Origin of the sequence: Longitalea luteola, assembly GCF_017356035.1 — a bacterium.
GTDB lineage: Bacteria > Bacteroidota > Bacteroidia > Chitinophagales > Chitinophagaceae > Niastella > Niastella luteola.
The window spans coordinates 91,092-117,684 of record NZ_JAFIQX010000006.1; the positions used below are offsets into that span (position 1 = coordinate 91,092).

The 26,593-nt window shown below is 45.5% G+C and carries 21 protein-coding genes; 15 read left to right on the top strand and 6 right to left on the bottom strand.

The genetic code is table 11. The features are described 5' to 3' along the window. Nucleotides 1–281 precede the first annotated feature (281 nt). Nucleotides 282–3,554 (top strand): PAS domain S-box protein, encoded by a 3,273-nt coding sequence (locus tag JUB15_RS16340; protein WP_207513569.1) that lies wholly within the window; start codon nt 282–284, stop codon nt 3,552–3,554. A 129-nt stretch (nt 3,555–3,683) separates the two neighbouring features. Here JUB15_RS16340 and JUB15_RS16345 read toward each other — a convergent pair whose 3' ends face one another. Further along, nucleotides 3,684–4,346: a gluconate 2-dehydrogenase subunit 3 family protein gene (locus tag JUB15_RS16345; protein ID WP_207513570.1), complete on the bottom strand. Its 663-nt coding sequence runs from the start codon at nt 4,344–4,346 to the stop codon at nt 3,684–3,686. Nucleotides 4,347–4,423: 77 nt separating this feature from the next. Then, nucleotides 4,424–6,166, bottom strand: coding sequence for a GMC family oxidoreductase (locus tag JUB15_RS16350; protein WP_207513571.1), 1,743 nt, complete (start codon nt 6,164–6,166; stop codon nt 4,424–4,426). A gap of 712 nt (nt 6,167–6,878) precedes the next feature. Here JUB15_RS16350 and JUB15_RS16355 point away from each other — a divergent pair. From JUB15_RS16355 to purU, 4 genes are all read left to right on the top strand, one after another. Continuing rightward, entirely contained in the window at nt 6,879–7,133 is a 255-nt protein-coding gene (locus JUB15_RS16355; RefSeq protein WP_207513572.1) for a hypothetical protein, read from the top strand. Between the two features lie 976 nt (nt 7,134–8,109). Further along, nucleotides 8,110–8,451, top strand: coding sequence for a helix-turn-helix domain-containing protein (locus JUB15_RS16360; RefSeq protein WP_207513573.1), 342 nt, complete (start codon nt 8,110–8,112; stop codon nt 8,449–8,451). A gap of 786 nt (nt 8,452–9,237) precedes the next feature. After that, complete coding sequence (locus tag JUB15_RS16365; protein WP_207513574.1) at nt 9,238–9,459, top strand: hypothetical protein; 222 nt, start codon at nt 9,238–9,240, stop codon at nt 9,457–9,459. Between the two features lie 281 nt (nt 9,460–9,740). Then, entirely contained in the window at nt 9,741–10,568 is an 828-nt protein-coding gene (purU, locus tag JUB15_RS16370) for a formyltetrahydrofolate deformylase (protein ID WP_207513575.1), read from the top strand. 123 nt (nt 10,569–10,691) lie between these two features. On the opposite strand, the gene JUB15_RS16375 is transcribed toward purU, so the two are convergent. The 3 genes from JUB15_RS16375 to JUB15_RS16385 all read right to left on the bottom strand — a co-directional run bounded on the left by JUB15_RS16375 (nt 10,692) and on the right by JUB15_RS16385 (nt 13,220). Beyond that, on the bottom strand, nt 10,692–11,345 hold the full coding sequence (locus JUB15_RS16375; RefSeq protein WP_207513576.1) for a YdcF family protein: 654 nt from the start codon (nt 11,343–11,345) through the stop codon (nt 10,692–10,694). Nucleotides 11,346–11,478: 133 nt separating this feature from the next. Beyond that, the gene (locus JUB15_RS16380) at nt 11,479–12,114 is read right to left on the bottom strand and encodes a LysE family translocator (RefSeq protein ID WP_207513577.1); all 636 of its coding nucleotides are present in this window, start codon (nt 12,112–12,114) and stop codon (nt 11,479–11,481) included. Between the two features lie 167 nt (nt 12,115–12,281). Next, complete coding sequence (locus JUB15_RS16385; RefSeq protein ID WP_207513578.1) at nt 12,282–13,220, bottom strand: hypothetical protein; 939 nt, start codon at nt 13,218–13,220, stop codon at nt 12,282–12,284. A 363-nt stretch (nt 13,221–13,583) separates the two neighbouring features. Between JUB15_RS16385 and JUB15_RS16390 the strand changes: the two genes are divergently transcribed. The 6 genes from JUB15_RS16390 to tssO all read left to right on the top strand — a co-directional run bounded on the left by JUB15_RS16390 (nt 13,584) and on the right by tssO (nt 19,834). Then, on the top strand, nt 13,584–14,018 hold the full coding sequence (locus JUB15_RS16390; protein ID WP_207513579.1) for a GPW/gp25 family protein: 435 nt from the start codon (nt 13,584–13,586) through the stop codon (nt 14,016–14,018). Nucleotides 14,019–14,260: 242 nt separating this feature from the next. Continuing rightward, entirely contained in the window at nt 14,261–16,138 is a 1,878-nt protein-coding gene (locus JUB15_RS16395) for a type VI secretion system baseplate subunit TssF (RefSeq protein WP_207513580.1), read from the top strand. Nucleotides 16,139–16,202: 64 nt separating this feature from the next. Then, nucleotides 16,203–17,141, top strand: a complete 939-nt coding sequence (locus tag JUB15_RS16400) for a hypothetical protein (protein WP_207513581.1) — start codon at nt 16,203–16,205, stop codon at nt 17,139–17,141. Nucleotides 17,142–17,199: 58 nt separating this feature from the next. After that, nucleotides 17,200–18,069, top strand: coding sequence for a TssN family type VI secretion system protein (locus tag JUB15_RS16405; RefSeq protein ID WP_207513582.1), 870 nt, complete (start codon nt 17,200–17,202; stop codon nt 18,067–18,069). A gap of 25 nt (nt 18,070–18,094) precedes the next feature. Further along, nucleotides 18,095–19,276 (top strand): hypothetical protein, encoded by a 1,182-nt coding sequence (locus JUB15_RS16410; RefSeq protein ID WP_207513583.1) that lies wholly within the window; start codon nt 18,095–18,097, stop codon nt 19,274–19,276. 36 nt (nt 19,277–19,312) lie between these two features. Next, a complete protein-coding gene (gene tssO, locus JUB15_RS16415; RefSeq protein ID WP_207513584.1) occupies nt 19,313–19,834 on the top strand; it encodes a type VI secretion system TssO in 522 nt (173 codons plus the stop codon). A 122-nt stretch (nt 19,835–19,956) separates the two neighbouring features. On the opposite strand, the gene JUB15_RS16420 is transcribed toward tssO, so the two are convergent. Then, entirely contained in the window at nt 19,957–20,607 is a 651-nt protein-coding gene (locus JUB15_RS16420) for a C40 family peptidase (RefSeq protein ID WP_207513585.1), read from the bottom strand. Nucleotides 20,608–20,673: 66 nt separating this feature from the next. On the opposite strand from JUB15_RS16420, the gene JUB15_RS16425 reads away from it, so the two are divergent. The 4 genes from JUB15_RS16425 (at nt 20,674) to JUB15_RS16440 (ending at nt 26,579) form a co-directional block, all read left to right on the top strand. Then, the gene (locus JUB15_RS16425; RefSeq protein WP_207513586.1) at nt 20,674–21,717 is read left to right on the top strand and encodes a PKD domain-containing protein; all 1,044 of its coding nucleotides are present in this window, start codon (nt 20,674–20,676) and stop codon (nt 21,715–21,717) included. 136 nt (nt 21,718–21,853) lie between these two features. After that, nucleotides 21,854–24,334 (top strand): ATP-dependent Clp protease ATP-binding subunit, encoded by a 2,481-nt coding sequence (locus JUB15_RS16430; RefSeq protein ID WP_207513587.1) that lies wholly within the window; start codon nt 21,854–21,856, stop codon nt 24,332–24,334. A 375-nt stretch (nt 24,335–24,709) separates the two neighbouring features. Continuing rightward, entirely contained in the window at nt 24,710–25,162 is a 453-nt protein-coding gene (locus tag JUB15_RS16435) for a type VI secretion system contractile sheath small subunit (protein WP_207513588.1), read from the top strand. Between the two features lie 43 nt (nt 25,163–25,205). Continuing rightward, on the top strand, nt 25,206–26,579 hold the full coding sequence (locus JUB15_RS16440; protein WP_207513589.1) for a DUF5458 family protein: 1,374 nt from the start codon (nt 25,206–25,208) through the stop codon (nt 26,577–26,579). Nucleotides 26,580–26,593 lie beyond the last annotated feature (14 nt).

Sequence of the window (26,593 nt, forward strand, 5' to 3'; positions counted from 1 at the left end):
AGAACATCAGCACATCAGCTAATTGGCAAATCAGCTAATTGACAATAGAACCAACAGGCCCTAGCATATACGAATAGCTGCCTACGGGTAGCTATTTTTTATTTGTTTATACGGGGTTAATATTGCTCCGGGAAAGAATGCGCCCCGCAGTTATATAAAAATTTTGCCCGGATTCATGAATAACAGTTATTTTAACAGGAAATGTGAAGAAAGGTCTGCACGAGCCTGTAAGAAATTGTCAATTATTTTTCGGGCAGTAACCTGTATTCCAATCATGTTGTATGAAGGTGAACGCCGCGAATAAACTGGAATTTTTACCTGGGAACAGTGAAGCAGGACAAACAATCAGGTCGATGCACTGGTCGGCCACGCCGGCGGGCTCGCCGGAAATCTGGCCGCAAAGCCTGCACACGACGCTCAATATCCTGTTGTCATCACATATACCCATGTTCGTATTGTGGGGGCCGGCCGGCACCCTGTTTTATAACGATGCCTGCCAGCCGCTTACCCAGCAGTCACCGGCGCAGGGCATCGGACATGCGGCAAAAGATGTATTTCACGGTATATGGGATCTTTTGTCAACCAGCTATGAACGTGTGATGCAGGGCTATACGGAAACGCTGCCCGATGTTGCGATGCGCATTAGCCGGAATGGGTACACGGTCGCAAGCAGTTTTACCTTCTCCTGTATGCCCATCCTGCAGGAAAGCGGTGAACCAGGCGGTATGCTGGTCACGGCCACGGAAAATACCTCCGGCATTATGGCTGATTACTACAAGCTGCATACAATACTACAGCAGATCCCGATAGGCATAGTCATTATCCGGATGCCCGGCTACGTGGTGGAAATGGCTAACGATTCGTATTTACAAATGACCGGCAGGCAATCAGGCTCCGTTACCGGCCACTCTCTTTTTAAACTTTATCCTGAATTAAAAGGACAGCTTTTCAATCAATTGATTGACCAGGTGCTGCAGAGCGGTGAAACGCATATTGAGAACGGCCTGCCGATAACGGAGTTTCGCTTTGGCCGCCCAATGATGGCCTATTTCAACCTATTGTTTTATCCGTTGCGGGAACCGGATGGCACTGTAAATGGGGTTATGATCGTAGGCCGCGAGGTGACCGATATGGTGTTGGAGCATAAGCGAATGGAGAAAAGTGAGAACTATTACCGCCGGATGGCCGATACCGTTCCGGTAATGTTGTATATAACCCGCCCTGACGGCAACTGCACGTATGTAAACCAGAAATGGTTCAGCTATACCGGAGAATCGCCCGAAAATACCCTTGGCAGAAAATGGTTGTCTGTCGTGCATCCGGATGATCTTCAGGAGATGGAAAAGGGCTTCCAGGAAGCCAATGCCAGCCAGGTACCTTTTAACCTGGAATACCGCATTCGGGGGTCAGATGGCCATTACCGCTGGATCCTTGATTCTGCATTTCCGATGTTTGATAAAAACGGGATCTTCGAAGGTTTCATTGGATCGGTGATCGATATCGATAATCGCAAAATAGCTGAGGACGCCGTTCGGGAAAGTGAAAAGCGCTTCCGGCAGCTCGCCGATTCCATGCCGCAGATCGTTTGGACGGCCACTGCTGACGGCTTTGTGGATTACTATAACAAACAATGGTATTTACTCATCGGGGAGGAGAACCAGTTTGGCGACAACAGCTTTCTGGCACATGTTCACCCCAACGATTACGACCGGTGCCAGGCCTCCTGGAAAGAAGTTGTTCAGTCAGGAGAACCTTATGAAATTGAATTCCGGTTCAAGGTCAAACAGCCTGCAAATACCTACCGGTGGTTCCTGGTGCGTGCAAGGCCTATCAGGAACGACAATGACCAGATCATTAAATGGTTTGGTACCTGTACCGATATTGATGAGGTAAAGCGCATAGAACAAAATTTGCGCGAAAGCGAAGAGCGGTTCAGGGTAGTAGTAAATTCTGCCCCGGTGATGGTATGGATGGCAGACCCCCAAAAACGCTTCACTTTCTTTAATAAACGATGGCTTGAATTTACCGGCCGCAGCATGGAGGCTGAATTATGGGACGGCTGGAAGGAAGGCATTTTTCCCGAAGACCTCACGAGCGGAATGGCCATGTATGAAGAAGCATTTGACGCACGCCGTGATTTTGAAGTGGAGTTCCGCCTGAAGCGGTTTGATGGCGAATACCGGTGGATCATTTGCCATGGCATTCCCCGTTATTCCTATGACGGAACCTTTCTTGGTTACATAGGTTCAAGCATCGACATTCACGAACGAAAAAATATCAGGATCGAGCTTGAAAACAGGGTAGCCGAAAGAACCCAGGAGCTGTCGCACAAGAACAAAGCGCTGGAAGAAACTACCCGCGAATTAAAGGAGATCAACAAACAGCTCGAGTTACGGCATGAAGAACTGCGCCAGAGTGAAGAACGTTACCTGCGCATGACAAACGAAGTGGAAGACTATGCCATTATTCTCCTGAGCAAGGATGGATACATTGAAAACTGGAATAAAGGCGCTGAAAAGATCAAGGGCTATACGGCCGAAGAGATCATTGGCCGGCATTTCCGGTTATTTTATACGCAGGCCGACCAGCAACAGGGGCTGGCAGAAAGGGTGCTGGCCGAAGCCAGCGAGTTTGGCAAATCAACCTATGAAGGATGGCGGGTTCGCAAGGATGGCACCACCTTCTGGGGTTATACGGTGCTCACGGCATTGCACGACGACAAAAACGACATCATCGGATTTTCCAAAGTTACACGTGACCTTACGGAACGTAAACATGCCGAAGACCGCATGAAAATGTATGCCGAACAGCTGGAGCAAAAGAACCGGGAACTGGAACGCAGTAACAGCGAGTTGTCGTCGTTCAGTTATGTGGCCAGTCACGACCTGCAGGAACCCCTGCGTAAAATACAGGCATTTGGCAACCTGATACAGGCCCGTGATGTTGCCAATTTAAGTGATACCAGCAAAGATTATTTCGATCGCATGGTGAAAGCAGCCGTGCGGATGCAAAACCTGATCGATTCGCTGCTGGAATTTTCACGCACTACAACCGCGCGCAAGAGCTTTGAAAAAACAGATCTGAATATATTGCTCGATGAAGTAAAAAAAGAACTGGCGCACCGGATAGAAGAAAAAAAAGCTGTGATAGAATCCGCGCACCTGCCCACCTTAACCATCATTCCTTTTCAGTTCAGGCAGTTGCTGTCGAATCTGATCAGCAATTCCCTGAAATATTCCCGGACCGATGTAACGCCTGTTATCACCATTTCTGCAAATTTTATAAAAGCAAAAGAGCTGCACGAGAAAGCCGCCCTGCCGGGCAAAGATTATTTCCGGTTTAAAGTTGCCGATAACGGTATTGGCTTTGAACAGGAGTATGCAGAAAAGATCTTTGAACTGTTCCAGCGGCTGCATGGTCGTAATGAGTACAGCGGATCGGGCATTGGACTCGCTATTTGTAAGAAGATCGTAGAGAACCATCACGGTTTTATGCGGGCAGAAAGTGAGCCGGATAAAGGAGCTACGTTTTATTTCTTCATCCCCGTTAAATAGTTTATGGTTTATAGTTTATGGTTTATCGTTGTTTGGCCTCGCGATAACTTACAAACTCCAAGTCATAACTTAATAACTTAATAGAAAAGCCTCCTTTACCAGGAGGCTTTTCTGTACTTATTTATCAACTTAATACTTAGCGCATTCTTTCAATTCTTTCTCCGAATACGACAAGCCGTACTGTTTTAGCACATCATCGGGTACACCATTCCATTTATTGGGGGTATTACCGACATACCCAAGGTCTTTTACGCCGATCTCGCTGGTATAAAAGCCAGACGCGGTCAAATCGCGCATCAGGTTGAAAAAGGCAACGCCCTGCGCCATTTCGGGTTTGGCTTTTCTGGGCCAGGCTATTTCATCAACCATGGCCATGCGCTCCTGTTCCGTACCATCAACAAATGGTTTATTGAAGCGCTTCAGGCATTGAACATCCAGCCAGCGCAAACCGCCGCGCATCGGGATCTGGTTTTCGGGCCGGTCTTTCACCATGAACTCTATGAATTCGGGCACTTTGGCATCAGAAGCACTACCACTCACTTCATCGCGCGGAATGATGATATCTGCCAACACCGTAATGGTGGCCATTTCGTGAGGGGTGAAAAAGGTGGTTGACATCAATTCCTTTTCCCGGGCCTTTTCTTCTTCAGCCCGGTCAAGGGTCAACTGTCCGCCAGGTTCTGCACCTTTGGCGGCGGTGTCTTTTTTATTATCTGTTTTGCAGGCATCCAGCAGCAAACTGGCCGACAGGGTACTTACTGCTATGGCTTTTAGGGATTTTCTTCTGTCCATAATAAGTTTAAGTTATTAGATGTGGCTTAACTTTTAAACCGATAACTCGTCAACTAGTCAACTGGTCAACTGGTCAACTATATATTCCTTTTCTTCATTTCGTCAATAATGTATTCCGAAGCACGCATAGATAAGGCGAGGATGGTCCAGGTGATATTTTTATCAGCCTGCGAAACGAATGGTCCGCCATCCACACAAAACAGGTTTTTACAATCATGCGCCTGGTTGTATTTATTCAATACCGATTTTTTGGGATCATTGCCCATACGAACCGTACCGGCTTCATGAATGATATTACCCGGGGCATGTAAACCATAGTTATTTTTTTCATCATCATCACCGCCGTATGTGATCACTGCGCCCAATTCATGCATGATCTCCTTGAAGGTCTCTTTCATGTGTTTGGCCTGTTTGATCTCGTATTCGGTTGGTTTCACATTAAAGCGTAAAACGGGGATACCGTATTTATCAACCACTTTGGGATCGATCTCGCAATAGTTGCTTTCAACTGCAATGGCTTCCCCCCGGCCGGCCATGCCAACGCGGGCGCCGTAGAAGTAACGATAATCTTCTTTTAATGATTTACCGTATCCACCGGCTTCTTTTTGCTGTCCTTTTACGAGGAATTTACCATTCATGCTTTGAATACCGCCGCCAAAGCCATAAGCAGGCTGGCCAAAACCGCCCCAGTATTCGATATGGTAACCACGGGGGAAATCGAGCTTTTTATTATCGCCCCACCAGGGGGTGTAAATATGTGCGCCGCCAACGCCGTCTTCATTGTAGCGTTTACGATCGAACAGTTCAGGAATTACACCGCCCATGTCGGCGCCGGTTGAGTCGTGGAGGTATTTTCCAACAACACCGCTGCTGTTGGCCAGGCCATTGGGATAGCGGGCCGATTTTGAGTTCAGTAACAAACGGGCCGATTCGCAGGCGCTGGCAGCCAGGATCACGGTGCGCCCCATTACCTGGTATTCCTGCAGATCCTGTTTGTTAACATAGGACACGCCGGTGGCCAATCCTTCTTTGTTGGTAAGCACTTCACGCGCCATGGCATTGGTGATCACATCGATATTACCGGTTTCCATGGCCGGTTTTATCAATACAGAGGAAGAAGAGAAATCGGCATAAGCATAAGAGCAGGCGCGGTTACACTGACCGCAAAAGATACATTCACCGCGGGAGTCGTTGATCTTTTTGGTAAGGATCGACAGGCGGGAAGGGATCACCGGAATACCAATACCGGTTGCCGCTTTTTTGATCATTAGTTCATGCAAACGGGGTTTTGGCGGAGGCAGGAAAATACCATCGGGATCATTTTCGAGTCCTTCATTACTGCCAAATACACCGATCAGTTTGTCTATTCTATCGTAGTAAGGTTTTACGTCGTCATAACCAATTGGCCAGTCATCACCCAAGCCGTCGATGCTGCGCCGTTTGAAATCTTTGGGTCCGAAACGGAGCGAGATGCGGCCCCAGTGATTGGTACGGCCGCCGATCATTCTGGCGCGCCACCATTCCCATTTGGTATTATCGGCATGAGTGTAGGGTTCGCCATCAATTTCCCATCCCCAGTAGCAGGCATCAAAATCACCAAAGGGTCTGAATTTGGTGCTTGCGCCGCGCCGGGGCGATTCCCACGGATTCTTTAGCTGGGTTACGTTGGTTCTTGGATCATACATTGGTCCGGCTTCAATCAAACATACTTTCAATCCAGCATGAGACAATACATAGGCTGCCATACCGCCACCGGCGCCGGAGCCTACGATGATTGCATCATACTGCTTCGCATTTTTTTTTACCTGAAGATCCCCCATAGAAGTAAACTAAGTTTAAAAATTGAGTATTGGTTTAGAGCTATAAATGTAAAGTTTTAGCAATCCTGTCCAATTTTTTGTAATGTATTTTTTATGTGTGGTTGAAATAGCATTGGCTTTTGCAAATTAACTATTATAAAGCAACCGCAATTTCCTGCATGGCGCATTGGGTGCGGGTTTGCGGCAAGTTATAAAATGAATTTGTTAAAAAAGCAATGTCTGTTGTTCTTATTAAAAATGGATTAAGTTCACAAGTAAATAATACACTCTTCCGACTTGTTGCTTCGGCGGATAAGCGCTTTACATCGTACAAGTAGTGATTGTATGCGATTCCAATATTAAATCAGAATTGAAAGGTCTTGGAATAAGCTTTCCTGGTATTAGGCAGCTGTTTTGATCATTAAATACGGCGTTCGGTTCTCTTTTTTATTTGAAGAAGGCAGGGTAGAAGCCGCTCTTTAGTGTTAAGCATACATTTACAGACCCCTATTATTAGTTTTTATATACTAAACTATAGCTTTCATTAGATTTTATTCAAACATTAGCATTTTTAGTTGCCATATTAGTAGAAGAACCTATAGATAAACCCTTATTCGTGAAAAATTTGATTTCCTGCGTTCGGTATTTATGTTTTATTCACGCAATTTTACGTAACAAAATTCGTTATACCGATGTCCATCTATTCTGTAAAAACCTATAATCGAATATCCCTATGACCCCGTACATCCAAAACGAGACCGATTATCTGGCCGAGAAATTTATGATTTTGGAGTATCATATCGCGCACGCCAGTAAGATTGCCCTGCTCAAAATTCAGAGCTATAAATTTGCCATTAAGAATCCAGAAGTAGGGACCCGATATCAAATGGCTGCGGAAGATATGGTTCGTCAATCGTTGATGAGCTTTGTACCCAATTCTCATATCCTGAATGAAGAAGGCTTCTATTTTCGACCAATCGCGAATTAATCTGTTTTAAAATAATCACAGCAAGTCGCTTCCGGTGGGAGCGACTTTTTTGTTGCTGCTAGTCGTTACCGCCAGCTGCTTGCCAGTTTATCTGTAAGCGGCCGAGGTGGCTATGACCATTGCCTATTGACTATTCACCATTGACTATTGACCATTGCCCATCCACGTCGCCTTTGTACGCAATTGTCGTTTGTCACCTTTACACATTGCTGATATTTATTTTTCCGATATATAACAGAATCCGGTAAATGATAATTTCTTAAGAAATAGCTGATAATGCAGTTTTCCAAATGCCGCCTGAATCTATCTGTAATGGTTAACCTGTAGACGAAAACTAAAAGGTTATGAAAATATTTTTTTTCAAAATAAACATTCAAAAAGACCTCCTATCTTTGTTTTGGCAACACTAATCAAGCGACGTGAGCAAGAAATGGTGAGACGAGTAATGTAGCCGATGCACAAACCTTATCTGATGGACCGGATTAAACACTTTAAACCACTTCTTCTCTTTTTATCTCATTTATTATTCTTATATGCCCGCGGGCATTTTTGGTGTGCCTTCTCATTTTGCGCTGATCTATTAAATCCGTACAACTGGCAGATTTCTAAAAAGCAAGATCTCAATCATCTGTTTGCAGGTTTTAAACGAACGGTATGGGACAACCATCAGCGAACGTGTATTCAATGCACGGAATACGTGCCGGAATGGTTTCATTCATGACGATGTACAACGTTAGTCAGGTAAATAGATACAGGTCCGACCATATGAACACGCGATAAAACGGATAGCAACAACTCCTCAGTAAGTAAATGGATCTGCCGGCATACGGCAGCCACCATACGGTCAATTATTGTTACAGCAACAACCATGTTATTGCAGCATAGATCAACTTGTGCTGAAACGAGCTCTTTGTATACCGGAGCTGTCCCATTGCAGGTTGTAACACTACATTGTTATTGCAATAAACCTTTTCTTATGAAATTGAAAAAAGAGGATATTGAAAGGATCAGGCTCGCAAAGGATTTGTTAACCAGGAACCGGCGTTACCATATTACCATTAGTGACCTAAGTCAGCAAACACAGCTTAACAGAACCAAATTGCAATATGGCTTCAAGCAATTGTATGGCGTTAGCATCGATGATTACCGTATTCTGCTACGAATGGAAAAAGCAAAAGAGCTGCTGGAGCAAACCGAAAAAAGTGTAAAGGAAATAGCAGCTCTGGTAGGTTATAAAAGCATGGGCAGTTTCAGCACCATGTTTAAAAAAACATATAGTAAATCGCCCACCGAATGGCGGAACGGGCTTCATGGATAAAGAGGAATTGACGACAGGGAAAACAATTTGCCAAAGTGAACGAACTTTGAAAGGATGCTTTTTATTTCTAACAGTATAGGTCATGTGTTTTTGTGAGTAAAACAAAACAGATCGTGCAAACAGAATAAATAGAACTTCGTATATTGCATACAGATATTTGAAAGGACGGTTTTCAATACATACAGAGTCAGATAGCAGTAGCTGCGGTACAAACTTTTTCGGGTTACGCTATAAAGCCCTCAAAGCTTTTACACACCAGCTAAACGGGTCATAAGTGCCGCACTACGCTTCTGACGACAGGTGTTTGGTTCGTACTCTTCTATTATAAAACAGGGTCATGGTTGTGGCAGCAACCACTACCAGGTTCTTTACCATATTAGGCTATAGAATGATGATCCGGGCAGCCGGTGGCGTTCATGAATGTGGTGCAACAATATTTTTGCAGGAGGGTCAGGTAATCACACCCATTCATCTTACGCAGCGATGAAGAACGAGTCGCTCCCGTTCTTTTTACCATGACCAGGAATATTATAACCCCGGCATGACCGGCTCCCGGATTTATTGATCATAAAGTTTTTACTATTTGGCCTTTCTTGATCTATTATAGAAGGTTTTTAACAGTGGCTTGCTTGTACTGCCTTTTCTGTCCAGTAAGGGCACTATAGGTAAGCATTTTGAGATTTCCTGATTTCGGGATTTCGAGATTCAAAGGCAACGCATGGGAGGAAATCGAAAGATCTCAAAATCTCTAAATCACGAAATCAGAAATCATTAATCTGGTCAGCTATGGACCTCCGGGTACTGACTGACGAAATACTGCTGCAGCTACTAAAAGCCGATAATGAAAAGGCTTTTAAAGAACGGTATACCCCTATTGGAAATCCATCTTCGAAGCCGCTTACTACCGACTCAACAACCGCGAAGTCGCCAAAGAACTGGTACAAAATATTTTCCTCCGAATTCCCATTGACGCAAATAACCTGTTTGATATTTACCCTGATAAACTGAAATGCTTCCAGGTAGGCTATGGTGACAAAACAAACACTTTTTACAGCAATACCTCTGATGGGCATTTTGTGTACAGCCGGAACGCGACCCGGTTCGGCATGAATGGAGGCTATTACTTTATCAGTCTCCCGGCATGTTTCTAATCCAGGGTCACATGAGAAAAATGACAAAGGCCTGTCTGCCCGGTAACTATGGGCGGATGGGCTTTGTCTTTAGGCGTCCGGGTTGGAAGTGTGCGGCACACCTTTTTTTGATTATCTTGCTTTTCTTAACATTTGTGTATGATCATAGTCATTCAATGTAAAGATCAGGTTGGCTTGGTTGCCGGCATTACCGGGGTGCTGGCTAAAGAACAATTGAATATTGTTTCGTTGCGGGAGCATGTAGACAAGGTAGAAAACCGTTTTTTTATCAGGATCCATCTGGAAAAGGAAGCCGATTCGCAAGCGCTGGAATCAAAACTGCAGCAGGTGCTGCCATCCGATGCAGTGATAAAAGTAAATCCCCTGCCCGAGAAAAAAGTGGTGGTGCTGGTGACGAAAGAATACCATTGCCTGGCTGATATCCTTATACGCCACCATTTCAAAACGCTGGGCGCCCGGGTTCAATGTGTCATTGGCAATCACGATGTTTTACAGAATATCTGTCAACGGTTCGATATTCCTTTTTATCTCGTATCGCATGAGCAAATAGAAAAGACCGCTTTTGAAGGACAGGTGGCACAGCTGATCGACAAGTATTCACCCGATTACATAGTGCTGGCTAAATTCATGCGCATCTTATCACCGGAATTTGTAGCGCGGTATACGGGTCGCATCATCAATATACACCATTCATTTCTGCCGGCCTTTGTAGGCGCCAACCCATACCGGCAGGCTTTTGAACGCGGCGTGAAATTAATTGGCGCCACCGCCCATTTTGTTACCAATGAGCTCGACGAAGGGCCTATTATTGCCCAACAGATCATTCCTGTTACGCACTCGCATACGGCAGGGGATATGATGAAAGCCGGCAAGGAAATAGAAACCGCAGTGCTGGCCAAGGCGCTGCATCTGGTGTTTGAAGACCGCGTGTTTGTTTATAAGAATAAGACGGTGGTTTTTGAATAATACCGGAAGCATTTTGAGATCTCTGATTTCGGGAATTTGAGATCTGTTATTAGCGTAAACGCAAAGACTCAAAACCTGCCTACCCGCAGGCAGGTCTCGCAATCTCAAAATCAGAAATGATCTTCAATCCTGTTTTATCAATTGTTTATCAAAACCCATAGCCACCAGCTCTTCGCAGGCCCCCCAGACGTCATCTGGTATTTCCTGGTAAATCTGGAATCCTTTCTCAGGATACAGCTTGATGCGTTGCAGATCGCCCACCATCATGTTGATCAGTTTCTCAACGGAGATGTCATTGGTGGGATATTCTTCAAAACTGAGCAGCGGAGAGGTGACGATAAGTTTTTTATGGGGCCAGTGCTTTTTAAAGGTGGCATAACTGCGGCGCTCCATATAAGGCTTCTGCACCACGATGAAACTATCCGGGTTCAGGTTCTTCTCCTGTAAAAGCTGCTGGGTGAACAATATATTCTCACCTGTATTGGTGCTTTTATTCTCAATAAAAATTGCTTCCCGCGGAACACCTTTCTCAAGTGCAATGGTAGCGAACAGGTCAGCCTCTGTGCCTGTCCACAGGTCTTTGGTCAGTTTACCCAGGCCCCCGGAGAAGATGATGATAGGTGCGTATCCCTGCAAATAAAGATCAGCGCCCCGATCGGCGGTACGGGTATCGAGGCTGCCAAGCACCAGAATACAATCAGCTTTTTCCAGCGTATGGTGCAGCTGATGATAGTTCCATAATATTTTTGCGAGTGCTAATGCTTTCTGGTGTATCATTTTTGTACGGTCATTATAGGTCAAAGTATACAGTATTCAGTTACAACTTTTAATTTTTAAGTTTTAGACTACTGAGTACTGCTTTTGATCTTCTAAATTAAATAACTTAGAACTTAAAACTTAGAACTTTAAACTATTTAGCTTTATCAAAAGCCATTTTAGCTGCTAAGCCGGTAAGCACACCAGCCATAAACCATTTCTGAATGCGGATCCATTTGGGATTGGCAGAAAACCACCGGGCCGCCCTGGCCGCCAACAGTACAATGATGAAATTAACTGTAAAACTTACCATGATCTGCACAACACCCAGCAATAGGCTTTGGGTGAACACAGAACCATTAACGGGCTTTATAAACTGGGGAAAAAAGGATAAATAAAAGACAGCTACTTTAGGATTGAGCACATTGGTAAAAAAGCCCATCCTGAAAAGTTTACCGGGAGGATCGGCTTTCAGATCGGCGCGCGGCTCAAAAACATTTTTACTACCCGGTTTTATCGCCTGCCATGCCAGGTATAACAGGTATACAACACCGGCTGTTTTCAAAATAGTATATGCATAAGGTATAGTCAACAACACAGCTGTTAAACTGCATGATACCATAATGATGTGAAAGAGGAAACCGCAGATAACGCCAGCCAGGGAGATAAGTCCTGCCCTGCGCCCCTGGGTGATGGAGCGGGAGATCAGGTAGATCATATTCGGGCCCGGACTGACTACCAGTCCGAAGGCAGCCAGTGCAAACAGCAGGAGATCGCTTATAGGTATCATTGGCGGGAAGTTAAATGTTTATACGGTGATATTAAAAATTCCGTTAACCGCCCTGCAAAAATACCAATGAAAGAGATCACCATTAGCCCAATTCTATAGAACGGAGATAGTCCGCTTGTAAAGCAAATATTATCTGCTATGCCAACCGGTTACCTCGTACAATCCCATTAAACGGGAATTCCGTACTTCTTTGCCTGTGTTCTGATAAACAGATCCGCTTCATTGCTGCCATCGGTACAAACCAGGTCCATCTTTTTTCCAAACTTTTGCACCAGTGAGGGATTGTTGACCAGTTCTACCGGTTTGATCGTTCCTCTTGGTCCGGCATTATGGTATGCCTTGATCGTTGCCAGGCAGGAGGAATCGCTGAATAAAGATATTTCTTTGGGATCGGTAATGAATGAACCTCCAATGCCGCCGTGAGAGGTATAGAAGAAACGTTCCTCAGCATGATCAACGCCAATATACCTGAGTGAAGTATTGCCAAAGAAAGTACGCGATTTTACGTCTGGATGGCGCCGGGCATGGGCGACAAACTTTACATTTTCTACCTGCATGCCATCCAGGCATCCCTGGCGATCTACAGAATCATACAAGCCCATAAAATAAACCCGCACCAATGGACTTAACATCCTCGCCAGCGCAGTAACGGCCAAACCACCACGACTATGCCCGATCAATACAACCCGCACATCGTCGGTCGTCAGCGGCTGGCTGGCCAGCATGTCGGCAGTGACTGTTACCGGCTTCCGGGCTGTTACGTGATAACCGCGGCTTTCCATGATCTGCTGGGTAGTACGTTCGCGGTTCTGCATGCAGCTGTTCACATCGAACATTTCAAGGGGCTTAACAGAACGCGTATGCACTTCGGGGAAAAGAAAACTGATCCGTTGATAAATGAAATTCAATGCCTCCTGTAGTATCACTTCACTATCGCTGCCGGTAACTACTCTGGAAGGACCATGGAACCACTTGCGGTCTATTCCCATGGCGCCGTAATGAACATCGTGGATAAATTTATAGGTGCTGCTATTGCTTCCATCTTTATGCATCCAGTCACGGGAGCCCGTGCCGTCTATACCTACTACAATGTATTTGTAATTCATGAGAAAGGTTTTGATTATGGTATCTGGGTATTCCCAGACTTTATTACATAAACGTAACAGAAAGTTCTTCAGATTTTCTGCCCAGCAGTGTTATTGTCCTGAGCAGAGCCGAAGTATACCGTAAGCGCAGCCGAAGGGCCCATGCTTGTCAACAAATTTTACACCAATTTCGAATTTTTATTTTAATTTAAAACATCCGTTTATTCAAACGGCACGTAAATTGGTACTAAAAAGATACACATTGAATCTTTTTTTTGTATTAATTTCGTTTTGCTGCTGAGAGCATGATCAAGACATTCCCCTTTTGACACGCTTCACTGGTTCCGTTGACTCGTCTTACCCGATACATTAACATTTTAGATCATGCGGCTTAAGTATTATACATTACCATTGGATCCCGAATTACTGATGCAAAAGAAAGAGCATCCCGGTTGTAACCTCAAACAATCGGTTGGCCATAACCTGCACCTGATCATAACCACCGCCTTTGGTGAAATGCAAAGCGATGAGGATTTTGGCAACTCCATCTGGGATCATGATTTTGATAATCTTACTGCCCGCACCCGGCAACAGGAATGGATGAAAGAATCGCTGTTACTGGCCGTTCACAAACATGAAAAAAGACTGGACGGGATCAAAGTAGATGTATTGGTAAAACAGGAAGAGATAAACGCCTTTTCTGCTGAACGACGGGTAAAAAAACGACTTGACATTCATATAACCGGCCGACTCACGGCTACCAGCGAAGACATTACTTTCCGCGACAGCTTTTTTGTGAGCCCATTATCATATAGTTAGTATACAGCCTTTGTAAGTAGCGTGGTTATAAACTATAATCCGTAACATTTTAAGACTTTCGGGATTTGACGACCTGCCTGCCGGCAGGCAGGTTTTGAGATTTCCGGATTTTCAGTTTTCAGTTTCAGTTGAAATTGACCGTCTGACAAATCGCAAGATCTAAAGATCTCAAAATCGAAAAATTGGAATTTCAGCCATCTGCGATCAGGCATGAAGCCAAAAAATAAAGGATAAAATCATACATGGAAAATCGGGAGCAAATAAAGAACCGGATGATGAAAACGGCTGCGCGCCTGTGGGGATATCCGGAAGATGAAACCGAATCGTCTTTCGATCCACTGGTGAACGTGCTGTTCTCCGCCTGCGCATTGGAGTTGGAAAAGATCTCCAATGAAGTACATACCTCACGGGCCCGCTTACTGGAACGTATGGTGCAATTGTTATCACCCGAAGTATTGAGCGGGCCGCTGCCCGCCCATGCCGTGATGCATGCCAAAACAGTGGAAGAAGTAGCCTGGCTGCTCGAAAGCGACCAGTTCCTGACCTCCCAAAAAACAGGCAATTCTTATGAAACTACCGGTGCCGGATACAGGGACTTCTACTTTGCACCTGCCGCTAACTTTCAAATAACTTCTGCTACCGTTAATTACCTGGCTACCGGGCATCAACTGTTCCGCTACCGCGAGATGATCTCCAAAGAAGTGATCACCCATTGCCTGCCTGAAAAAGAGCTGGAGCAACGGGTATTATGGATCGGCCTCACGGGTGATCATATAAACCTGCACAATACCCAATTCTTTTTTGAGATCAGGAATGAAGTAAACAAAGAATTATTTTATAAGAACCTGCCACAGGCCCGCTGGTACTTTGGCGACCTGGAATTACAGGTACGCCCCGGTTACAATAAGGAAAACGTCAGCGGTGAACTGCTGGATATTGAGCAATTGCTGGTAAGAAAGAACACGGCCTCCTGGAAATTCAAGGAGTTTGTAAATGCCTATTACAAACAAAAATTCATTACCGTTCGCCACCCGGACAATCATAAGATAAGCGGAAACCCCGGCTGGCCAGCAGCACTGGCGCAGGCATTTGATAAGAAAGATTTGCAGGCCCTGCAGGCCGATAAAGTGCACTGGATCAAAATACAGTTCCCCGAAAATATTTCCAGTACCGTATTACAGGACGTAGTATGCCATATCAATTGCTTTCCGGTACTGAATGCCAGATTACATGAAACCACATACGCCATTCGCGACATATTGAACATTGTTCCTATGTACACGAATGACATTTTTTTTGACCTGCATGAAATATCTGACCTTGATGATAATATCTACAACATCCGCACGCTCGAAAAAAACGTACATGAGAAACTAACGGTCATATTACGGCAGGGTGGAGTAGGGCGGTTCGATGAACGGGATGCTTCGATGATCATCGAGCACATTGTGCAATTGTTAAGCGATGAAGGCGCCGCCTTCTCTGTATTAGGCCGCAGTTTTTTGACCGGCGAACTGAAGCAGCTGCAGCAGATCATTTACAAACTGGAACAGCAAATGATCAACCGCGACCTGAACCGCGAGTTCACGCCCTTCCTGGTGATACGAAAAGAAGCCGATGAAAAACTAAGCAACCTGATCATCAAGTACTGGAGCACCTGTGGTGATAAAGGCAACGATATAAAAGCGGGCACTACCATGCAGGTATATGACACGAACAGTCCATACCACACCAGCTGTACCCTGGTAACAACAACCCTGGGCGGCCGTAACCGGCTGAGCGCATCAGAAAGTATTACGGCTTACAAATCGGCCCTGCTGTCGCGCGACAGGCTGATCAGTTTGGAAGACATAAAAATATTCTGCCGCCTGCAAATGGGTACTATCGCCCAGCACATTGAAGTAGTCAAAGGCGTAATGGTGCCCCGGCAGGTATCACAGGGTTTTACCCGAACCATTGATGTTACCATCAAACTGAGCCGGAAAGATTATATGGATGCACAGGACAACAACCAGCTTCAGTACTGGAAAGACAGCCTGGTGCTGCAGCTGACAGAAAGATCGGCCAGTTTAACACCATTTAGAGTATTTATAGAACAAGATGGAGAAATGCGAATTTAAGCCAGAAGCACAAACCTGTATTTCATTAGCAAATCAGCACATAAGCAAATCAGCACATTAATCAATGACCCGACAAATCGCAATAGAAACATTTCTCAAAGAGCTATCCGCTTTTGTCTACGATATCAAAGCAGAAGCGCTGGTAAACCAGGCGCTGCAGCACCACGTGCATCCCGATGATTTTGTCGTGCTGCCCGATGGACGTTTTTACCGGGAATACCGTACCGATCTGTATGCCATGAATATGATCGATGATAACCGGCTGCGCCAGTTATTACAGCTTCGGTTATCCCGGTCAGGTATCTATGATCTCGTGCCCGAGGGACTGTTTCACCAACCGTTCAATAACGCCCGGCCAAACAGCTCAGCGATGGAAATGGCCGCTCAAAGCCGCATTGACCGCAAAAAAGAGATGGCCGCCCGGAAATTCTTTCAACCCATTGAAAACAGTTTTTTCAGACAACGGGTACTGATAGAACAGGAAGAAGAAAACCTGTTGGCCGGCATGAACAACGGCTTGCTGAATGATTACTTTTTTACTTTCTGGGAATTTCCGGAAAAACTGAATAAAACTTCGGCCATGTTGCTCGTGCTGCTTTTACCCTATGCACATGCCATTGCCGGTGATCTGCATTTAATGCAGCAATGCCTCGAAATCCTGTTGCAGGAAAAAGTCAATATAGCATTGGTGCCGCCGGGGGAATGTACAGCGCCGGGGGATGCATTTCGTTTGGGCATCGGTGAGCTGGGCAATGACCTGGTGTGCGGACAAACATTCTCGGAGGATTACCCCTGTTTGCAATACAATATTGGTCCTTTGCAACATTCAAAACCTGTTGATTATTGCACCGGCGGCGACAATGACCTGCTGTTGCAGGTGTTCAATAATTATTTCGCACCGGTAGAAGCAGATATTATCATCAATGTAGAAGTAGACCGTTCCCGGGCATTGGTAGCGTTGAATGAGGAAGAAAGTCCGATCCTGGGTTATGCGGTTTTATAGAGAACCAGAGGGTACTGTATTTCATTAGCATATTAGCACATTAGCAAATTATCATATTATGTTATCACCCGAACTTAACAGATTGTTACTTTACCTGGGAATAGGCCTGATCAGCTTTTCAACGATCATTGGTCTGTTTGCCAAAAAGATACGTAACAGCTTCAAACCATTCAGCAAAAGAGCTATCTGGTATCTGTTGATTTCAGTGGCCGTATTCGCGCTGACCGGGCTATTCATTGCTGCCGGTTTCTTTTCCAATTATAACAGGTACTTTATCTTCTTCCAGGTGATGTTCCTGGCGTATGGCAGCCTGCACATTTACCTGATGCAACGGAAAATGAGTTGGGGCAAAGACAGGCAATCCTTTTTGCCCGACTTCATCTTTACCACACTCATCCTGCTGGCCGGCGCCATTTGCTTTTTGTTAGCCTATCGCTGGGTGAACCGCGAAGGGCTGGAGTTGCCAATGATGTGGTCGACACTGTTTTTCATTATACCATTATTTGTATGGCATACGTTTTTGTCGGCGCTGGCCATTCCGCCCAAAATTTTGAACCAATGGTATTACCCGGTACATGAACCCATGGAAGATCCTGAAGAAGGCAAACTGAAGAACATGCTGCTCATCAGCTTTGAATTTCAGAAGAACGGCCAGGAATCCTATTTTACCAATTTCAGGGCAAAGGCGCCGGTAGATATGGAACTGGGACAGCTGTTCTATTATTTCATAAACGATTATAACGAACGCCATCCGCAGGGACAGATCCTGTATTCCAATGGCAGTGGAAAACCATACGGCTGGATGTTTTACAAAAAGCCTAAATGGTATACCATATTAACCACTTATATGGATGCAGATAAGACCATTTTCCTGAACCGCATCCGGGAGAATGATGTCATTGTATGCAGCCGCATTATTGAAAATTAAGTTGAACCAAATTAACATATTACGCATGGAGCCAACACGTGAATACTTACCCGTAAACTGGGTAGATGGGATGAAGATCAATAAAACGCATTTTATTGCACAGGACAATGCATTCACTTACCGCCAGGCGCACACAGTAAGCAGTTTCCTGAACGAACATAATTATGGTTTACTGCCCGTATTTGACCGTCATCATACATCAGCCAAATTATTTTTATCACTGGATAATGAACAAACCGTACACCTGCGCATTCAACGATGCCGGGCTATTTCAAGAGGCGGTTACATTATGGAGTTTGATACGGATACATCACTCACCGGCCAGCAGTTGTCAGCCGGCATCCCGGGGCTCCAGGTTCCTTTCAGTGAGTTGAAAGACCGGTCAGCTTCCTATTATGTAGTGTTAAGCATCGATCCCTATGAACGTGTGCCGTTTGGTACCGCCGATCCCAAGGAAACGCCGCCACGAATGCCTTTTACCATGCCGGTATACGATCTTACATTATTGCCGGCGCAGGAAACCAGCGCGCTTTCGCTGGGGCATTTCCAGGTTCCGGTAGGCAAGGTGATGGTCGAAGACCAGGTCGTACGGCTGGTGGAAAATTATATTCCGCCCTGTACTGCCGTGAACAGTCATTTCGAATTACTGGAAGTACATGCCGGGCTCGAACAGTTCTTTGGCCAGATGGAATTGTACGCCCTGCAGATCATTCAGAAAATATTGCAGAAAAAACAACAGAACGAACTGGCCGATGCCATTTATAAAATATGCGAGAACCTGAGCCTGTTCACCGCTACAGAGTACACCAATTTTAAGTTATCGTACATCTACCAGCCACCGGTGTTTATGATAACAGCCGTAACAGGCATGGCAAGACTTATCAAGAACACCATTGATTTTTATACCGGCACCAGCAAAGATGAACTGATCAGTTATTGCACCGAATGGTGCGGCGTCAGCCAGGGCGAACTGGAATCAGCCATCACTACCTTGTGCAGTTACCAGTACAATCACCTGGATATAAATGATGCGCTGGACAAGGTATTACGGTTCACGCAGCTCATTTCAGCGTTGTTCAGCAGCCTGTCGCGCCTGGAATACATCGGCAAGAAAAAAGAGACCGGCATATTTGTAAAAGAGCAGGTATTGATACCGCAAACCGAGGCCGCTCCCGTAAAGAAAAGAAGAAGTTTCCTGGCAGATTAACATTAAACGAACATCATAAAATAAACCAATAGAAAAATGCCAACCATTTTAAATCACAAGGAAAGGAACCGTGCATTTTTAAAATTTTTGTTCTTTTTCATCATTGCAGTCTGGCTCATTGTAGGAGCTGTTTATTTCGACATGCGCATTCCATACAAGGAAAACCAGGTATTGCGCGAACAGGTTACCCGCTACCGCAACCAAAGCCTTGCCCAGGAAAAATTTGTAACCAGTATGGATCAGGCCAAAATGCTGATCGACTCCCTGAAACAACCAGGTGTTAACAGCATGTACCTGAACCAGCAGATCGCTGCCAAACTGCGGGAGCTCACCGACCTGCAATACAAGGACAGCAGCATGTACAGCAGGATGAACAAGAATGTGCTCGACCTGTACCTGCGTTACCAGGACGCTACCAATAAAGTAGTAAGCATGGGCGATCTGCCAAAACAACTGGAAGATTATAAAGCAAAGTTTGAACAAACACAGCGCGACCTCGACCAGGCTCGCCGGGATATTGATCTGTTGAGAAGGGCCAGTACGGCAGCGGGGTTTTAGGCTGGTGAATGGTCAATGGTGAATGGTGAATGGCTATCAACTTTCGGATTAATCAACAACTTTCCACAACTCGAAAATTATAACCTATTTCCGGTTTCACGCTTAATGACTTTGCCTTTTGCTTATTGCTTATTTGTCTGTTGCCTGTTGATCCTGACTCTGCCGGCAGCCACAAAGCGCTTCTTCCAGTAAGGATCATCCAGGCTGGCCAGGCTCACCCCACTGGAAGTAGAAGCGTTGATGAAGTAGTGGTTGCGCAGGTACATACCAACGTGAGAAATAGGTTGTCCGGGAACTGTAGAAAAGAAAACCAGGTCACCTTCAGAAAAAAAGGTTTTATCATGAAAAGGCTCCACATTTTTTGTAAAGAACTGTTGCGCCGATGTACGGGGAACGTGAATATTGTATACATCACCCAACAGGCGCTGGATAAAAGCCGAGCAGTCGATCCCTTTTTCATCAGTGCCGCCATATTTGTACGGCGTTTTCATCCATTTATCAATGAACGAGTACAGTACGATGTTCGAAAGACTATCCGGCGCTGTTTTCAGATAGGCAGCATACTTGGCGATCAGCTTTTTTTCAGCGCTGGCATTGGGCAGGGTCAGCGAAGCATCGGCCGGCTTTACGACAATGGTCTCGTACGTGTTTGCTGATTTCCGGGAACCGGAACAGGAAGCCAGGAAAATCAACAAAGTGCTGGTGGCAAAAGCCAGCAGGCGAGCACTACAAACAGAACGGTAACTGTATGGAAGAAAATTGATTCGTTTCATAGCTGACAGAAATACGGTTTTAAAAAACGCACCCTCAAAACCTAATGGGAACGAAAAAGTAAAATTATGGAAAATAAAAAAATACAGCTGGCTTATCTCGACGAAAAGGTCATTCTTACGATGATCATCACGGCATTGCTGGGCCTCGTGATCACCGGCTTTAAATACAAGAACTACGAACATTGTTTCGATTTTCACATAAAAGCAAAAGCGAACTTTTTCCGCACCGATGAACCCATACGCTTTGAGACCGATGCGCTGTATGCCAAAGAATTTCAGTGGGATTTTGGCGACGATGAGAACAGCCAGACCAACATCAGCTCGGTGGTTCATGCGTATAACCTGCCGGGCGAATATACGGTTGCCCTTACCATCAATGGTACCTGCACCGAATACAAAACCATCTACATCAGCAAGGCGCCCAAATTGGAGAACCCGCTGTTGATGCCGCGGTTTATTTGTCCGCAAATGGCCGAAGTAGGCAAGCCGGTGACTTTCCAGGATACTACCGCGGGTGCCCATAGCTGGGAATGGCGTTTTGGCGAAACAGCTGTAGTTGACGCTACGTCATCAACCGCCAGTTATGTGTATAAAACGCCAGGTTTAAAAACCATTTCCCTCATCCTGAACAATGATCCCAAACAGCTGGGGGTTTGTAAAGTGTATGTGAATGATAAAACGGTGGCGCCTGCAAGATCAAATGCACGAATGCCGTCGCGCCAGCCATCCTTCGTCGTAGTGCCGGCCAGGCCGCAATCCCCAACGCTGGAAGAACAGAGCCGCCCGCAACCTGCCATTACAGAACCGCCCAAACCGCAGGGTGTAAGCATCAGCAAGCAGGAACTGGAAACGAAACTGCGTGGCGTGGTGAACAATTATTTAACAGCAGAAAATTTCTCGGCCTACTTCTGTAACAACCTGAATGTACCGGTAAGTTTGAATGGAACCGAAATAACATTTACCCAGTTCTGTAACAAACTCAGTTCTATCAAAACAGATAAAAAGATCAAACAACTGAATGTGCAACAGATCAAGAGCAGCGAGACCAATTGCCTGATCGGACTGAATGTAAGCCTGAAAATGAAAAAAGAATTTCTCGGCATATTTTAGGATTTCGAGATTTCTGATTTCGAGATTTTGAGATTTAGTAATTCCGAAACAGTTATGAGACTGCAAAAAAAGTAAATCTCGAAATCTCTAAATCCCGGAATCAGAAATAAAGATTAGTTAATTTAAAAAGAGAGAAATGACTGACCAATTATTAGGAATAACGGTTTCTGATTCGTTTAAAAAAATGAACCATATAGCGCAGGCAATTGCCCGCGAGCATATGCATCCGCATATAGCACCACCCCATTTGTTAAAAGCACTACTGCATAAAGATGCCGGATTGCAATCCCTGTTAAAGCAACTGGATAAAGACATTTATTATATGGAAGAATGGGCGGATGTGCGGCTGGAATCGCTGCCAAAAGCTACCCGCCTCGATGATACGCTTACCGCCGATGAGCCGGTAAAAGCCGTGATGGAGGAAGCCGATACCATCCGGCTGATGACAGGCAGCAATGAACTGGAGACGCTGCATGTACTGGCAGCACTGAGCACCCCCGGCGTTGGATTCAGCTATGAGCAGTTGAAAACCTTTCCCGTTCAGCGGCAGGAACTGTTACAGCAGTCCGTTGCAGCTACAAGCCTGAATGCGATCACCGGTAGTTTGCCAACCAATGGTAAGGCAAAGCAAAGCAATCACCAGGCTTTATTGAAATATTGTACACATAAAAATGAACGCGCCAAAGCAGGTAAGATCGATCCCATTACGGGGCGCGATAAAGAGATCAGGGCGATGGCGGAGATCCTGGGCCGCCGTTCAAAACCCAATGTATTGATCATTGGCGAACCAGGTGTTGGCAAATCGGCTTTGGTAGATGGATTTACACTGGCCATAGAACAAAAGAAAGTACCACGCTTTCTCGAAAATGCCCAGGTGTTCGAGCTGGATAACGGCGCACTGGCAGCAGGCGCTTCGTATAAAGGCGAAGTGGAAGAGCGATTGAAGAATATTATCCAGGAAGTGAAACAATTTGACAAGGCCATCCTGTTCATTGATGAAATGCATGTGCTGATGGATAAGCAGGGCGCCATGGCCGGCGCCGCCAATTTATTAAAACCCGAACTGGCGCGAGGCGAGCTCACCGTTATTGGCGCTACCACACTGGAAGAATACCGCAAGCATATTGAAAAAGATGAAGCATTTGCCCGGCGCTTTGATGTAATACAGGTGGAGGAACCCGATGCAGCCACCACGTTCCGGATGATGCAAATGATCATGCCGCATTACAGTAAACACCACGCAATAGCCATCGACGAAGAAACGCTTCATGACACCATTCGCCTGGCAAAGCGCTATGTAAAAGACCGTCGCCTGCCCGATGCCGCTATTGACCTGGCCGATCATTCCATGGCAGCCCTTCGGCTTGCCCGCGATACCGGTAAACAGGTGGTGGAAGAAATGAAAGCGGCTTTTGATGACATGAACAAAGAACCGGAAAAATATATTGCCGACGATTGGAAATGGCATTACAACCAGCTGCGGAACAAGATAAGCCCCATATTATGGGCGGCCCTACAGGCAGAAGCGGATCCTATGCAAATGACGGACGCAGCTGAGATCATCGCTTACCTGACTATGGCTTATGACTCGTTGTCGATAATGGCTGCCGATGACCGCCAGACATTGCATAATACCGATGTGGCAGCCATCGTTGCGCATAAAACCGGTATTCCCATTGGTAAGGTACAGGCGCAGGAAAAAGAGCGCTTATTGAAAATGGAGGAGATACTGAAACAACGGGTGGTAGGGCAGGATCATGCCATCAGATCTATCAGCGAGGCCATTCTCGAATCGAGAGCAGGTTTGGGTAAACCCGGTCAACCCATTGGTTCCTTCTTCTTCCTTGGGCCTACCGGTACCGGTAAAACGGAGCTGGCCAAAGCCCTGGCTGATTTCCTGTTCCAGGATGAAGCGTCTATGATCCGCTTCGATATGTCGGAGTTCAAGGAAGAACATTCCGCCGCCTTGTTATACGGCGCACCGCCCGGATATGTTGGCTATGAAGAGGGCGGTCTGTTGATCAACAAGATCAGGCAGCAACCGTATTCCGTAGTCCTTTTTGATGAAATTGAAAAAGCCCATCAGTCGGTCTTCGATATCTTTTTACAGATCATGGATGAAGGCAAACTGCACGACAAGCTGGGGAAGGAGGGCGATTTCTCCAATGCGCTGATCATCTTTACCTCTAACATCGGCAGTCAATATGTGGTAGATTCGTTTAACAAAAAACAGGTTCCATCTTCTACCCAGCTGATGGAGATCATGAGCAATTATTTCAGGCCAGAGTTCCTGGGCCGGTTAACGGAGATCTGTCCGTTTGCACCGATGACCAATGAGATGGTTGAACGCATCCTCAACATTCAATTACGTGGTTTATACAGTTCACTCGATAAACAGGGTATTATATTGCAATTGACGGATGCGGCTAAAAAACATTTAGCCTTGTTAGGCTTTGCACCGCAATACGGGGCGCGGCCACTGGCGGGTGTTATCCGCAATAATCTGCGGCGTCCATTGTCCCGCAAGATCATCAGCGGAGAAGCAGGCGCCAATGGAGCAGCTGCCTTGACCCTCGATGTAGATACCAACGGCAATTTTGAATGGAAGGGTGCATAAGCATACTAAGTATAGTCGAAAAATTATCTTTTGTGATAATGTGAATAACTAACAGCCATGGCAGTCTCAAAAGAATACGCTTGAATGCAACATTAATTTTATATGAATTGTCACCGTTACTAACGCAAATAAGTAAATTTATTTATCCATGTTAACGGTTGATTGAAAGGATGTTCACGAGAGTGTTTTTACGCAAAGGTTACTGGGGATTTTTAATGAAATGTTTGTTCTTTACATTTTTGGATTGAAATTTGTAAAAAGCTTCAGGAATTTTTTGTCTGATATCCAATCCATAAACCCCGGTTTCTTCGTAAATTATATTCGATTGTTCGTTACGGAAAGCCAGTCTTAATCTGAAAACCAAAAATATCTATCATGAGCATTGAACCTTATGGAATTGGTGGCACGGAAGTAAAAACAGATGCCTTCGAAGCCTTTGCAGACATTCCTCAGAACCGCGTTTTGCTGGCGGAAAAACTCACCTTCGACCCTCCTGTTAAACCTGTTATTGTTGAAGGTTTGACCAGCATCGATGATGTTTTCGAAAATTACAAACCCAAAGTGGATATGACCTTTGAAACGGAAGACGGCGCCATGCGCCGGGAAACGCTTCATTTCAAAAGTTTGTCTGACTTTGGCGCGAAGGGGATCATAGCCCAAAGTGAATACCTGGGCGATGTGAATATGCAGCAATTGCAATATCAAAAGATCATCAAGCAATTAAAAAGCAACAAACTGCTGAAACAGGCGCTCGCCAATCCTGAAACAAAAGAGCATATTATAAAAGCTTTGCAGTCGCTTATACAGGAGCTTGACTCAGCCAGGTAACACCCGTATTTCTTATTTATCTGTTTATCATTAAATCGTTATCATGAGTACTGAATCCATTAAACCCGCCCAGCAAACGGCTCTTAAGGAAAACCTGCAACCGGTTGAACAACTGGAAAACAGTGTACAGGGCCTTGCCAAATTCGGTGGATTTGATCTGCTGGAATCAGCTATCGATGCTGTGCAAAATATCAATCCCGAAAGAAAGGCAAGGAAAAAGATCTTCCTTGAAGAGAACAGTAAAAAAGAAGAGCGCACGGCGCTTAAGAAAACACTGAAGCTGTGGCTGGATGTACTGCAAAGCGCTGATGATCCTGCTGACATGATCCAGACCTGTAATGAAAGGTCAGAACAGGCCAGCCAGGTATTGAAAAAGAACCTGAAAGCAGCTGTTAAAGAAACCGAGCAGCTGGAAAGATCCTACCGGGCTGTAGCCCTCTTCTTCAAGAACACCGAAAGCCTGAAAGTTAAAAATGTGTCGGTGGTAAATGCCGATCCCGACCAGTTAAGGGATCTCGACAATACCCGCTTCATCGATGCTATACACAACGAACTGGTTGATAACTATGACCGGCTCGATCTGCGCAATAATTACAGCATTCTTATTCTGCCCGGTTATCTCGGCAGCAATAAAGTAGTAGAGAAATGGGCCAGGATCGCTTACGAGAATAAAGTAATGCTCGTTACCGATTTTGAAGACCTGGATACTCCGGATGATGTAATGGAATTGTTCGAAGCAGCCAACCTTACCGGTGGCGATCCTTATCGTTCCAATGTGATCATGACCTGTAACTGGCTGGTTGGCCGTGGCCGTTTTGCGGAAATAGGCGAGGAAGACGACCTGATGGTTCCTCCCTCCGCTGCGCTGGCCGGCAAGATCTACAATACGCTGATGTCGCAGGTAACAGCCGGTAAAAAATTCGGTGGTATCAATGAAGTGGATGGCGTACGCTTCGATCTGAAGAAAAGTGAGATCGCCAGCCTCGAGAAACTGGGGCTCATCCCAATGGTAAAAGAATACGGCAAGGTAATGGCCTTCTCTGCCAAAACCCTGTTCAATGGCGATAATCTCGGCTTGCAAACTTACTCAGTAGTGCGGGTGTTTGATTACGTTACAAAAGTGATGATGGACTTCCTGAACCGTCGTGCTTTTGAGAACTTTAATTCCTCTACCCGGAAGGAATTGAACGGCCAGATCGTTAAATTCCTCGATGGCATTACTGGTCCCAATAAATTGATTGAAAACTTTACCATCAAGCGGTTTGAGCAGGACCCTGTTCAGAAAGACCGCATTTACCTCGACATTCATATGAAACCGTATTTTCCCGCAAAAACCTTCATGATCAAGTTAGAGGGGCAGAAGGGAGACGATGCCGACAAAACGGAATGGTCTTCTAAATACGAGCAGGATAAATAATCCTGAGTGCATTC